9 protein-coding genes and 2 pseudogenes are annotated in these 12486 nt (G+C 50.4%); 6 read left to right on the plus strand and 5 right to left on the minus strand.

Annotated elements, in window-relative coordinates; translation table 11 throughout:
* Nucleotides 1-5: 5 nt before the first annotated feature.
* The 3 genes and pseudogenes from glyQ (at nt 6) to IQ217_RS15090 (ending at nt 3473) form a co-directional block, all read left to right on the plus strand.
* Nucleotides 6-905: a glycine--tRNA ligase subunit alpha gene (gene glyQ / locus IQ217_RS15080; RefSeq protein WP_190595814.1), complete on the plus strand. Its 900-nt coding sequence runs from the start codon at nt 6-8 to the stop codon at nt 903-905.
* Nucleotides 906-946: 41 nt separating this feature from the next.
* Nucleotides 947-1838: pseudogene (locus IQ217_RS15085) on the plus strand (mechanosensitive ion channel family protein).
* Nucleotides 1839-2147: 309 nt separating this feature from the next.
* Complete coding sequence (locus IQ217_RS15090) at nt 2148-3473, plus strand: sensor histidine kinase (protein ID WP_194020576.1); 1326 nt, start codon at nt 2148-2150, stop codon at nt 3471-3473.
* Between the two features lie 57 nt (nt 3474-3530).
* Here IQ217_RS15090 and IQ217_RS15095 read toward each other — a convergent pair whose 3' ends face one another.
* Both IQ217_RS15095 and IQ217_RS15100 read right to left on the minus strand, forming a co-directional pair.
* Nucleotides 3531-3896, minus strand: coding sequence for a DUF3593 domain-containing protein (locus IQ217_RS15095; RefSeq protein WP_194020577.1), 366 nt, complete (start codon nt 3894-3896; stop codon nt 3531-3533).
* On the minus strand, nt 3851-4165 hold the full coding sequence (locus IQ217_RS15100; protein WP_190595809.1) for a DUF2499 domain-containing protein: 315 nt from the start codon (nt 4163-4165) through the stop codon (nt 3851-3853). Before IQ217_RS15100 ends, IQ217_RS15095 begins: the two co-directional genes overlap by 46 nt.
* Before the next feature lie 397 nt (nt 4166-4562).
* On the opposite strand from IQ217_RS15100, the gene IQ217_RS15105 reads away from it, so the two are divergent.
* Complete coding sequence (locus IQ217_RS15105) at nt 4563-6020, plus strand: folate/biopterin family MFS transporter (protein WP_194020578.1); 1458 nt, start codon at nt 4563-4565, stop codon at nt 6018-6020.
* Between the two features lie 152 nt (nt 6021-6172).
* Nucleotides 6173-7654 carry a site-2 protease family protein gene (locus IQ217_RS15110; protein WP_194020579.1) on the plus strand — a complete coding sequence of 494 codons (1482 nt, stop codon included), beginning with the start codon at nt 6173-6175 and terminating at the stop codon, nt 7652-7654.
* A 68-nt stretch (nt 7655-7722) separates the two neighbouring features.
* Here IQ217_RS15110 and IQ217_RS15115 read toward each other — a convergent pair whose 3' ends face one another.
* Nucleotides 7723-9117, minus strand: coding sequence for a Sll0606 family photosystem II assembly protein (locus IQ217_RS15115; RefSeq protein WP_194020580.1), 1395 nt, complete (start codon nt 9115-9117; stop codon nt 7723-7725).
* A 185-nt stretch (nt 9118-9302) separates the two neighbouring features.
* Between IQ217_RS15115 and dusB the strand changes: the two genes are divergently transcribed.
* Complete coding sequence (dusB, locus tag IQ217_RS15120) at nt 9303-10334, plus strand: tRNA dihydrouridine synthase DusB (RefSeq protein WP_194020583.1); 1032 nt, start codon at nt 9303-9305, stop codon at nt 10332-10334.
* On the opposite strand, the gene menD is transcribed toward dusB, so the two are convergent.
* Both menD and IQ217_RS15130 read right to left on the minus strand, forming a co-directional pair.
* Nucleotides 10293-12080 (minus strand): 2-succinyl-5-enolpyruvyl-6-hydroxy-3-cyclohexene-1-carboxylic-acid synthase, encoded by a 1788-nt coding sequence (gene menD, locus IQ217_RS15125; protein WP_194020581.1) that lies wholly within the window; start codon nt 12078-12080, stop codon nt 10293-10295. The two genes, dusB and menD, sit on opposite strands and share 42 nt — an antisense overlap.
* Nucleotides 12073-12486, minus strand: a pseudogene (locus tag IQ217_RS15130) (serine/threonine-protein phosphatase); the annotation flags it as partial. The gene menD and the pseudogene IQ217_RS15130, both read right to left, overlap by 8 nt.

The following is a 12486-nucleotide window of genomic DNA, read 5'->3' on the forward strand; positions in this document are numbered from 1 at the left end:
TTTCTATGACCATTACTTTCCAAGCTGTTATCGCCAAGTTAAACGAATTTTGGGCCCAACAAGGTTGCCTCATTGCCCAACCCTTTGACACGGAAAAGGGCGCTGGCACCATGAATCCCCACACTTTTCTGCGGGCGATCGGGCCGGAACCTTGGTCGGTGGCCTATGTGGAGCCCTGCCGTCGTCCCACTGATGGCCGCTACGGCGAAAATCCCAACCGGGTGCAGCACTATTTTCAGTATCAGGTATTAATCAAACCTTCCCCGGACAATATTCAGGAAGTGTATCTTGATTCCCTGCGGGCCCTGGGTATTCAGCCCGAGGATCACGATATTCGTTTTGTGGAAGATAACTGGGAATCCCCCACCCTGGGGGCCTGGGGCGTGGGCTGGGAAGTGTGGCTCGACGGCATGGAAGTGACCCAGTTTACCTATTTTCAGCAGTGTGGGGGCATTGATTGCCGCCCCGTTTCCATCGAGATTACCTATGGCTTGGAACGGCTGGCCATGTATCTGCAAAATGTAGAGGCGATCGACCAAATTCAGTGGAATGAAAAGCTCAGCTACGGAGATATTTTCTGGCAGGGGGAAGTGGAGCAATGTACCTACAACTTTGAAGCTTCTAATCCCGATTTATTGTTTCAATTGTTTGCCCTTTACGAGCAGGAAGCGGGACAGTTAATCGAACGAGGTTTGGCTTTGCCTAGTTTGGAATACGTGCTGAAATGCTCCCATGCGTTTAATTTATTGGACGCCAGGGGGGTAATTGCCGTGACTGAGCGCACCCGCTATATTGGTCGCATTCGCAACTTAGCCAGGGAAGTGGCCCACATTTATTTACAACAACGGGAAGCCCTCGGTTTTCCCTTGGGTAAAAAAGTAGGTAAACCCGTTGCCCTTGTCTAGGCTGATTTAACTTATTTCTTAGCCTATTGCCTACACCATTGCTGGTGAATTTGTCGTTCCTTTTGTTCCGTTATGCCTCTTTTTTCAAATAACATTTTCAATTATGATCAACAAGCAATTACTGATTTAATAATCACTGCTTCTCTGAAAATTATTTTTGCGCTAGCAATCTTATTAATTGGTTTTTGGTTATCGAGAAGGCTACAAAAACTAATCATTAGGGCCCTCAGAAAGTCCAGCCTGGAACCAACATTTATTTCCTTTGCTGGAAATATCAGCTACTACATACTTTTGTTGGTTTTCTTTGTTCTCTGTTTAGCCCAGTTGGGTATTCAAACCAGTTCCCTGGTAGCTCTTTTGGGGGCTTCCACCCTGGCGATCGGTCTAGCTTTGCAAGGTTCCCTCGCTAACGTAGCGGCTGGCATTCTACTAGTATTGTTTAATTATTTTCGGGTGGGGGAAAGGATCGAAGTCGCTGGCATTGAAGGGGTAGTGGAATCGATTGAAATTCTTTCGACAACTATCTGCACCTACGACAATCGCTTGGTGACCATTCCCAATAAACAAATCATTGAAAATAACATTATTAACCATGTGGGTAAGCCCCAGCGCCGCATAGATTTAGTCGTCGGGGTGGGGTACGAAGAAAATATTGACCATGTGCGGTCTTCTTTACAGTGGGTGCTTGATCAAAATAGTGAAGTTTGTGCAGAACCTGCCCCTACTATTGCCCTAGGAGAATTGGGGGATAGCAGTGTTAATTTCTACGTGCGTCCCTGGGTAAAATCGGAGGATTACTTCCGCCTCAAATTGCAGCTAACTGAAGCAATTAAACGGAAGCTAGACGAAGAAGATATTTCCATTCCTTTTCCCCAGCGGGACGTGCATTTAATTCAACCAGAAACAAAGGAGTTGGATATCAAAACGGCTTAGAAGTTGGCTTAATTTTCCAGATTGCCAAATAATTAAGGAGGATTGCTGTCCTTTTCCTTTTGATTAACCTTGGGGCGGTAATCCGCAGAGAAAATCTAGTTCACACTCCCTTCTTTATCACTACAGCGAATCCCGCATCAGCTTGATCTCCATAAAACAGCCGTAACGCTTATTTTATGAGGGTTTTGCTGTGGCACTAAAATGCCGTAACTGCTCTAAAGCTCCAACAATGGGAAGGTTTGATGTGATTCTCCCCGTTAATCCGGTGCTCAAGGGGTTTTTCAATCTATTCCAACGGCAATTAATGCTATGTTTCAGGCCACCCGTCGACGTTTAGCTCTTTGGTACACCTTGGTAACGGCGGTGTTATTGTTGCTATTTGCCAGTGGGGTTTATTTCTATGTCCGTCAAACCCTGGTGGAACGGATTGATGACACCCTTAAGCATGTGGTGGAAGTGGTAAATCGTTCCCTGGTGGTACAGGGCCTAGACCAGGCGGAATATGGCCTGAATGTGTCGGCTAGTTTTCGAGATAATGACGCTTCAGTGGACGATGACCACATTGATTTGGAGTGGTTTAGTGCGGAGGGTCGTTTGCTATGGTCCACCATGGGCAACAATTCCCCCCTTTCCCTTTCTAGCCAATCTAAGGCAGAGGCGGTGTCTTTTTCTGGCGATCGCCAGTTGCGCCAGGTAACCAAAAGAATTGAGGAGAGGGGTACGGTATTGGGCTATCTGCGGGTAAGTCATCCTTGGTTTGAGGTTACTAAGCCGGCCCAACAGTTGATCTGGGATTTGAGTGTGGGGCTGGTTATTTTAGTGAGCAGTGCGGCGGCCATTGGTTGGTTTTTATCGGGTTTAGCAATGGAGCCGATCGCCGAATCGTACCAGAGCTTGAAGCAGTTCACGGCTGATGCCTCCCACGAACTAAGAAACCCGATTGCAGTGATTCAAACCAATGTGCAACAAGCCTTGGACTATCCCGAAGCAGACCCCCAACAACAACGGCAACAACTCCAGGTGATTGAACGACTCACCCAACGGCTAGGTAATCTGGTCAATGATCTTCTCTTCCTAGCCCGTTCCGACAGTGGCACCCTCGGCCGGACTTGGCAGACCATTCCCTTGGATGCGCTCCTAATTGAGGTAATTGAAGAGCAACGGCTCAGTGCTGAACAACGAGGAATTTTTCTTTCCCTCAGAATTGAAAGCCAGGGAGAGAACCGGGAGGAAGACTTTACCGTGCAGGGAGATTGGGACCAGTTGGCTCGCCTATTTACTAACCTAATTACCAATGCCTTTGACCATAGCCAGCCCCAGCAACAACAGGAACCTTCGGTAGCCCTTACCCTAGAACGCTGTACCCCTGACCATGGAGCCCTACGACCCAGGCAACCTAGCTTACAGGTCACAGTGGCAGACAACGGAGTTGGCATTGATCCAGAGCAAATTCCCCATTTATTTGACCGCTTTTTTCGAGCTGATCCTTCCCGATCGCCTAATCAAGGGGTTGGTCTCGGGCTGGCGATCGTGGCGGCCATTGTGCAGCATCACCAGGGCAAAATTAGTGTCAGCAGTTCTCCCCAGGGCAGTCAATTTCGGGTGCAACTACCCAGTGCGGTTTCCCCTGGATAGGTAGTTAGGCAGTTCAATTTCCCATCAATTTTCTACTTTCCATCTACCAAAATAAACTTAGCTATTTTCCTGTTTATCCGTTGATTGTTGGGCTAGCCCCTGGAGAAAACCAAAGACCACCAACAGGTTAGAAACGGACAAAAATACTTCCGCACTGCCATGGAGCCAATCCACGTCGGCCAACTGGGCTTGGTAATGGCTTTCAGCATAGAGCCCTGCGGGAATAGTTACCAAAACAAACACTAATAGAACATAGAATCCCACCAGCACTAGCTTGGGGGTTTGGGGTGATCGCCGTAGAAACCAGAGGAAACCCAGGTAGGGAAAAAGGGAAAGGGCAAAGAGATTTTCCTTGGCAAAAATTTGGCTAAGTTCCATCAGGGCTTGGGGGCAGAGGGCTGGGCTGATTGACGATAAATCCACCAGGCCGCCAGACAAAGGGTAATATTACCGATCACAGTGGTCAGGGCTTGGAGCGTCACTAACCAATCTAACTGACTAGCATTGTCAAAGAAATGCCAGGTGCAAGCACACATCGCACTCACCAATGCTGGCACCATTCCCCAGGCCAGGGCCCGCCAGTGGCCATAACCGGCCTTTGCGGCATAACGACCCACCAAGGCGATCGCCACTATCCATTCAATGACACTGGAAACATGAACCATCCAAGTGGGAATTGAGAGAGCATTCACTATTGGCTATCCTGGATAACTGGTTTTTACTCAATAATTATGGCAATTAAAACAAATTAACAATACTGTGCCCAGCCATCCCCTACCGGGGACAGCAACTTGAGCGAGACCTTGAGGTAATGGGAGCAAAGCGTTTCCAGCATAGTGCAGGGGGAATTAGGAGTTAAAGGAAACCCAGCCCTTCCCTTAATGGTGGAGGGTCCAGGCGGTGGGCGGTAAGAGGAAGGACGCTTACTTTGGCATATTTGGTTGATTGGGTAATGCCCATGGCTGGCGATCGCCTTTAATGCCAGACTCCAATCGATGCAGGGGTTGGGGTCTTGGCTGGAAGAAATGTCCTACCATGGGGAATACGTAACGAAATATTAAGTAAGTTACCCCGTTTATTGCCTTACCTATGACCCCGATCGCCATTTTATTTTCCACCCCTTTGAAGCGTTTCCTGCGGGAAAAAGTGCTTTTGGGCAATGCCCCCAGTTGGGAGTTGCTGGCCATCCTGAGTATTTACTTTGTCCAGGGGGTGTTGGGGCTTTCCCGTTTAGCAGTGAGCTTTTTCCTCAAAGATGAATTGGGGCTGAGTCCAGCGGCCATGGGAGCCCTGATTGGTTTGGGAGCGGCCCCGTGGATTATTAAGCCAGTGCTCGGTTTACTGTCGGACACGGTGCCCCTGTTCGGTTACCGACGGCGATCGTACCTGTGGTTATCGGGGTTAATGGGCAGTGCCGGTTGGCTACTGTTTGCGGGCTGGGTTGGTAGCGGCACCCAAGCTGGGTTAGTGTTGCTGTTTACTTCTCTATCCGTGGCGATCGGCGATGTCATTGTCGATTCCCTGGTGGTGGAACGGGCCCAACGGGAATCCCTGGCCCAAGTGGGATCTTTGCAATCCCTCACCTGGGGAGCAGCCGCAGTGGGGGGCATCATCACCGCCTATGCCAGTGGCGCTTTGTTGGAATGGTTTAGCACCCGCACCGTCTTTGCCATCACCGCCATTTTTCCCTTGCTGACCATAGGGGCAGCTTTTTTGATTAGTGAAGCATCTGCTGATGGAGAAGATAGCAAGCCGGAACCCCGCGCCCAAATTAAATTAGTTTGGCAGGCAGTGCGCCAAAAAACTATTCTGTTACCCACTCTGTTTATTTTCTTTTGGCAAGCAACCCCCAGCGCCGAGTCAGCCTTTTTCTATTTCACCACCAACGAGTTGGGCTTTGAGCCAGAATTTTTGGGGCGGGTGCGTTTGGTCACTAGCGTAGCCGGACTGATAGGGGTGGGACTTTACCAACGCTTTTTAAAAACCCTGCCCTTCCGGGTAATTATGGGCTGGAGTACGGTAATTTCCAGTGCCCTAGGGTTAACTACCCTGATTTTGATTACCCACGCTAATCGAGCTATCGGCATTGATGACCATTGGTTTAGCTTGGGGGACAGTATTATTCTCACCGTAACCGGTCAAATTGCTTTTATGCCAGTGTTGGTTCTGGCCGCCCGTCTCTGTCCACCGGGCATTGAAGCCACTCTATTTGCCCTGTTGATGTCGGTGATGAATTTGGCGGGGGTATTGTCCTTCGAGCTGGGTTCATTACTGACCCATTGGCTGGGGGTAACGGAAACCCAGTTTGATAATTTGGCTTTGTTGGTGATTATCACTAACCTTTCCACCCTGCTTCCCCTGCCCTTTTTGGGCCTGTTGCCCGCGGGAGATCCCCAGGAAAATCAAGCAATGGAGGCCGTGGATGTCCCTGGCGATCGCCTGGTGTTGCCCCCGGCGGAAGTATTTGAACACCATACGGTGGGAAGTTTGAGCGACCAAAACTTTTTGCCCGAATTTGTCCCAGAAAAAAGTTCCAGCCTTCCTTAGTTTGCGGTTAGTAGGGCGACATCGCTTTGCCCCTGGAGGCAATACCTTAGACTGGAGAGGGGATTGATTTGCCTCGAACTGCCTGTTTTGCTGATCCAGGCCACCCCGCCCAGAATCTAGCTGTGATCCTGTAACCTCTGAGTTTTGTAAAAATGTGGCTTCTTTTGCTCATCCTTGCTGTCATCACCTATTTTGTGGTTAAAAGCAATGCCGCCCCCATCACCCGCACCCCGATTTGGATATTGTGGTTGGTGTTGATGACCCCGGCCACCCTCTGGACAATTTGGGCCATGATCCATGGCCCCGATGCCCCCCTGCCAGCCTTGCTATTGCTGGGGCCGTTTTTAGTCTGTCCTTTGCTCTACTGGTGGTTAGTGCAAAAGGGTCGCATTGTCCCCGATAAACAGGCCCAGGCTACCGCTTCCCCCAACCCCGATAACGCCCAAGGAACAGAGCAGAAATCATCAGAGCCAGCCCCCCGACCCATTGATGCGGCGGAAGAAAAATCTTTGCGGGATTGTTTTCCCTGGGGAGTGTATTACCTCCAGCAATTGGACTACCGTCCCCAGGCCATTCTGTGCCGAGGCAAATTACAAGTGGCACCGGAAATGGCCTATGAACGGGTCAAGGGTAATGTGGAAGATGCCTTTGGCGATCGCTTTTTGGTGCTATTTCAAGAAAGTTTGCAGGGCCAACCTTTTTTTGCCCTAGTACCTAACCCAGCCCAGGCGAAGGAAGATAATACCAATAATGCCGAAAAGCTCCATAAACCTTGGTTAGCCTTAACTTTACTGCTGCTCACTGGGTTCACCACCACCATGGTAGGGGCAGAAATGGCGGGCTTAACCCCGGAAAAACTCCAAGCGGGCATCCAAACGTTAATGGTGGGTTTACCCTACAGTTTGGCAATTTTGACTATTTTGGGCTGCCATGAACTAAGCCATTATGGGGCGGCGGTACATTACAAAATCCGCACTACTCTGCCCTATTTCATTCCCATTCCCTTCTTTTTGGGCACCTTTGGTGCTTTTATCCAGATGAAGTCCCCGGTGCCCCACCGTAAAGCTTTATTCGATGTGGCGATCGCCGGCCCGTTGGGGGGTTTGGTAGTGGGCTTACCGATTTTGTGGTGGGGGTTGACCCAGTCCACGGTGGCAGCCATGCCAGACAATACTAACCTGTTGCGATTTGATGCTTTGGATTATCGCTTTTCTCTCCTGATGACCCTGATTAGTAAGGCGGCGTTGGGCGGTCAACTGGGGCCGAACACGGTACTGGATCTCCATCCTTTGGCGATCGCCGGTTACATTGGTTTGATTGTAACGGCGTTGAATTTGATGCCCTTTGGCCAGTTGGATGGGGGCCACATTATCCATGCCATGCTGGGGCAACGGGTGGCCATTGTGACGGGGCAAATTACTAGGGTGGTGATGGTGTTACTTTCTTTTATCCGCAGTGACTTTTTCATCTGGGCAATTATTTTGTTGCTCATGCCCGTGGGGGCCCAGCCAGCGTTAAATGATGTCAGTGAGTTGGACGATCGCCGGGATTTATTGGGCATTGTGGCGATCGCCATTTTGATTTTGATCCTTCTGCCGGTGCCTCCCCCCCTAGCCCAATGGTTGCAAATATAGGGTAGGGAAATCCCTTAATCAAAGTTGGCACGCAGTAACCATAAACTCCCAGGGGCATCGAGACTGCATTAAGGATTAACCGGGAAAAAGTCGTAACCGGTGACATGGCTGGGAGAAGGTTTAATTTTCACTAGAGTGGCTTGTCCCGCCCGATCGCCATTGGGTAAAAAACTAACCTCACCATTGATGGTGCTGGAAACAAATTCCGGTTCTTTCAAAGCCTTTTGTAAACCTGGACGGCTGGGGGCAATGGCTAGGGCGTTGGCCACCGTATAAACTGCATCGTAGGTAGCCGCCGTGCGCCAAGACACATCTCCCCCCCAAAACTTCCGGGCGGCCTCGGCAAAGGGACGATTGGCCTCACTTTTGGAACTCCAGGGTATGGCCACCATTAAACCCACCATGCCCCGGCCTTGTTCCAACGTTTTAATCGTAGACAGGGGACTATTGCCATAGAGCTTCAGGCGACCCCGGTTGGCGTCACCCAGGGCGAAAGCACGATCAAGGCGGTCAATGTGGGGCAAAATTAGCAATCCCTGGGCCCCACTGGCAACAATTTCCGCCATCTTAGCTTGGCTGTTGAAATTGGCTTCACTCAGGTCACAGACGGTGGGGGCTAACTGGCCGCCGCTGGCCAACAAACCGGTGGTAAATTCTTGGTAAAAAGAAACGCCGTCGGGGGCTTTGGAATCGTAGCAGACCGCCACTCGGTCAACTTCTTTCCCGACCTGTTGCACCAGGGTTTGGGCGGAGGTGTTGATCTGGGGAATAACCCGAAAAATATGGTCGCCAACATTGGTAATGCCATTGGCGTCGCTAGTGGCGTTGACCAGCACCAATCCCCCCGCTTCGTAGGTAGGGGCCGCACTGAGGGTGGCACTGCTGGCATTATGCCCCACCACCCCAAGGATTTGATTTTGTTTAATCAAAGCTCCGGCAAATTGTTGGGCCAAAGTGCCGTCATTGGCATCATTGACAATGGTGATGTGCAAAAAACGACCGTCAATACCGCCCTTTTGATTGATTTCTTCCTGGGCCTGGGCCGCCCCCCGCAAAATTTCCTGGGCAATGTTGAGGCTACTGCCCACCGGGGCCACCACCGCTATCTGGAGGGGATTATGGTCTAAGGCCCGCAAATTGTTGAAGTAGATCCAGGCTTCAGGATCGTTGGGGGACTTTTCCAAATGTTGAGTTAATTGTGCCAACGCTTCTGCGTTTTTACCCTCGGCGATCGCCTTGGACGCAAATAACTTAGTTTCATTGTCCATGGTGGGAACGAGCACCCTTTCCCCGGCGCTGGCATTGGCCTGTAATTCCCTCGGCATGGGAACCGTGGTGGCAGGCCCAGGAGTGACCGCAGCAGGATTCATTCTGTTAAATAAAAACCATCCTCCTGCTCCCACAATGCCCAGGGTGACTAACAACGCACCGATTAAAATGGGAATCTCTTTTTTGTTGGACATATTGGCACTCACACTTAGGGGGAACCAACCAAAGGCAGCTTGGTAGGTATTAAGGGTATTCTTTCCAACATACTAGACCTCCAACCCTGTCCCCATGGTTTCCCTACGTTGTAGTTAGCGAATGGCGATCGCCTTTTGACCGAGAAAAATGGAAAAATATTGTTGATAGATTCATTTCTTTGTAGATTTTGGCCTCTAATTCTTTGCCTAATAATTCTCCTAACCCCACCGCCTGGGCCAAACCATTACAGATTGGCACCCTCACCCTCCACAGCCGGGTCTTCCAATCCCCTTTATCGGGGGTGACGGACTTGGTGTTTCGGCGGTTAGTGCGCCGCTATGCCCCCCAGGCCATGCTCTATACGGAAATGGTCAGCGCCACGGAAATTCACCATCTCCGCACGTTGCCCCAGGTGATGGAAATTGATCCCCAGGAAAATCCCATCAGTATCCAGTTGTTTGACTGTCGGCCGGACTTTATGGCGGCAGCGGCCCAAAAAGCGGTGGCCCAGGGAGCCCAATCGGTGGACATTAACATGGGTTGTCCGGTCAATAAAATCACTAAAAAAGGGGGCGGTTCCTCCCTACTGCGGCAACCGGATGTAGCCGAAGCCATTGTCAAAACTGTGGTGGCGGCGGTGGATGTACCTGTTACGGTCAAAACCCGCCTCGGTTGGGATGATCAGGAAATTAATATTGTCGAATTTGCCCAGAGATTGCAAGATGCGGGGGCACAAATGTTGACCCTCCATGGCCGCACCAGGGCCCAGGGCTATAACGGCCGGGCCCGCTGGCAATGGATTGCCAAAGTTAAACAAGCTCTGTCAATCCCGGTCATTGCCAATGGGGATATTTTTTCGGTGGAAGCGGCGATCGCCTGTTTAGAACAAACCGGAGCGGACGGGGTGATGTGTTCCCGGGGGAGTTTGGGTTATCCCTATTTAGTGGGGGAAATTGAGCATTTTTTTAAAACTGGAGAGAAACGAAGGGCTCCCACGGTGGCGGAAAAATTAACCTGTGCCCAGGAACATCTGCAAATGCTTTGGGAATATAAGGGTCAACGGGGTCTATTCCAAGCCCGTAAACATTTAGCATGGTATTGCAAAGATTTTCCTGGGGCGGCGCAGTTGCGGGAACAACTTTTTCAGATCAATTCTGTACAAGAAGGGAAAGATTTACTGGATCAAGCTATCAGCACAGGAAAATTGTGCCTGTAATGATTTTAACCATTGGGCCTCCTGACGGCGATCGCCAATTATTTCTAAAACCCGGATGGAAGTGGAATTGTTTCTTGGCCATTGTTCTTTTAAGTCCCAAAGGTTAGTAATAATTTGGTGTTCCACTCCATAGGTGCGACAAAGTTGACTGAAGTCCACTCCTTGGGGCGTAGCAAAATAGGTTTCAAACACATCTTCACATTGGGCAATGGGTAGGGTTTGGAAAATACCGCCACCGTTATTATTAAGTAAAATAATGGTTAGATTACCCTGCATTTGGGACTGATTTAAAAAACCATTGCTGTCGTGCAATAGGGATAAATCGCCAGTTAATAATACTGTCTCCCCTGGGCTACGGTGGGCAATACCCATGGCAGTGGAAAGGGTGCCATCAATACCGTTGGCTCCCCGGTTAACAAACATACGATGGCGATCGCCGTTGACGGGCCAGAAAAATTCCAGCCAGCGCACAGGCAAACTATTGGCCACCAACAAATTAGTTTGGGGCGCTAAGCAATGGGCCAATTGGGCCACCATTAAAGGGGTATGGGCATCGGCTAGGGCAGAAATGATCATTGTTTGGCTTTGCCGCTGTTTTTCCTGCCAACTATGGGCATAACTTTTCTGTTCTGCATCGGGGGTTAATCCCTGGCTATGTACATAGTCCGCTACCTGGGCAACGCTGGTGGGCAAGTAAATCGTTTGTCCTTGTAGGGGGTCTAAATTTTCTCCATGGAAGTTCAAAATATAACGGGGACAATCAATGGTGCTGAGCCAATTTCGCAACGCTTTACTAGTGGGCAATTCACCAATTTGAATAATTTGCTTTGGCACTAACTGTTTTGCCCAACTGGGGCAACGGATCAGAAAGTCATAATTGGTAATTAAAGCGGTCTGGCCATCGTCATAGTTACGCAAAGAACAAAGGGCATCGCACAGTACGGGATAATGCAACGCCCTGGCGATCGCCAAAATATCTGTCAGCAAAGCAGGGGTTTCACCACCGGGCAGAACTCCCACCAGGATTAACCCCAATCGACTGAAGTCCGGCTGGGGCGGGGAAAAAGCGGAAGTAATAGAACTGAAAGGCAAGGAAATCGCTTCTCCCTGATTCATTGCTGCAAACGTTGTTAGCCCCCGATAAAAATGCTCCTCGTCAAATTCTCTGGCTAGATGCTCTAAGCACTCTGAACCATCTTCCAGGGGCACTAGAGGTTCATCAAAGGGGCAATTGAGATGCACCACCCCCAACCCAGGCCAAAAACATTTTTGCCAACTATGGATCACCGTTTGCCGCAGATAATGACAATAGTCCATGTTGGGCTCCGGCAATGCCAACTCCGTTTGCCACTGGGGGTAGTGGCCATAGAGCTTGGTCTGGTCAATGGTCTGCCCGGCCCGGCAATGACGCAATCTCGGGGGGCGATCGCCAGTTAGCACCAACAAAGGCACCTGACTGTAATGGGCTTCAATAATTGCGGGTAGGAAGTTGGCCGCCGCTGTACCGGAAGTACACACTAAGGCCACTGGTTGCCCTGTGCATTTGCCATGGCCCAAGGCAAAAAAGCTAGCAGAACGTTCATCCAAACTAACTACACAGTCAATACCTCCATGGCGGGCCAAGGCCACCGTTAAGGGACTGGAACGGGACCCAGGACAAATAACCGCCTGCCGGAGGCCCAGTCTGAACCAGGTTTCCACCAAAAGAGAGGCGGCCAAGCTATTGAGGTTAGTGAAATCAACCATGCCCCACGCTCAAATCAATCAGGCTGGAGGAAGGTTGGTTTTGTTCGCCATTCCCTTGGCCCAGGTTAAGCACCGCCACCGTCAGGGCCGCAATAATAATCACTATGCCCCCCGCAATTAACAACTGACTAGTTTTGGAAAGGGCCAGGAATTTGGCTGCCAAGCTCCCAGAGCGATGGGCTGGCTCCGGTTGTTTTGCCATTGTTGCGATTGTTGGTGGGGGGTCTAGGGGCGGATTGAGGGGAATTTCCTCCGGAGGTAGGGGGGGCTGGGTATCAAAGGGGCGAGAAGCCAATGATTCTTTGGGATCCTGTTGGGGAATGGGATGCTCCGGTTCCGTTTCCTTGGGCTTGGCCACTGGCTTTTGGCTGAAGTCGGGATAGGCGATCGCCTTGAGGCCAAACTC

Origin of the sequence: Synechocystis salina LEGE 00031 (assembly GCF_015207985.1) — a bacterium.
Lineage (GTDB): Bacteria > Cyanobacteriota > Cyanobacteriia > Cyanobacteriales > Microcystaceae > Synechocystis > Synechocystis salina.

Bases quoted from the DNA above. Each gene is read 5' to 3' on its own strand.
- IQ217_RS15090 (WP_194020576.1), top strand. From the start codon at position 2,148: ATGTTTCAGGCCACCCGTCGACGTTTAGCTCTTTGGTACACCTTGGTA.
- glyQ (WP_190595814.1), top strand. From the start codon at position 6: ATGACCATTACTTTCCAAGCTGTTATCGCCAAGTTAAACGAATTTTGG.
- IQ217_RS15115 (WP_194020580.1), bottom strand. From the start codon at position 9,117: ATGTCCAACAAAAAAGAGATTCCCATTTTAATCGGTGCGTTGTTAGTC.
- menD (WP_194020581.1), bottom strand. From the start codon at position 12,080: ATGGTTGATTTCACTAACCTCAATAGCTTGGCCGCCTCTCTTTTGGTG.
- IQ217_RS15105 (WP_194020578.1), top strand. From the start codon at position 4,563: ATGACCCCGATCGCCATTTTATTTTCCACCCCTTTGAAGCGTTTCCTG.
- IQ217_RS15110 (WP_194020579.1), top strand. From the start codon at position 6,173: ATGTGGCTTCTTTTGCTCATCCTTGCTGTCATCACCTATTTTGTGGTT.